1 rRNA gene is annotated in these 289 nt (G+C 54.0%); it reads left to right on the top strand.

Annotated elements, in window-relative coordinates:
• Positions 1-289: ribosomal RNA gene (locus tag GT1_RS21975) — 16S ribosomal RNA — on the top strand; the annotation flags it as partial.

Raw genomic sequence — 289 nt, forward strand, 5'->3', positions numbered from 1 at the left:
CCGCACAAGCGGTGGAGTATGTGGTTTAATTCGACGCAACGCGAAGAACCTTACCAGGGCTTGACATTGAGTGAAAGGTTCAGAGATGAATCCCTCCCTTCGGGGACACAAAAACAGGTGGTGCATGGCTGTCGTCAGCTCGTGTCGTGAGATGTTGGGTTAAGTCCCGCAACGAGCGCAACCCTTATCCTTTGTTGCCAGCACGTAAAGGTGGGAACTCAAGGGAGACTGCCGCAGACAATGCGGAGGAAGGCGGGGATGACGTCAAGTCATCATGCCCCTTATGTCC

This window comes from Sporomusa sp. GT1 (assembly GCF_014634905.1).
Classification (GTDB): Bacteria; Bacillota; Negativicutes; order Sporomusales; family Sporomusaceae; genus Sporomusa; species Sporomusa sphaeroides.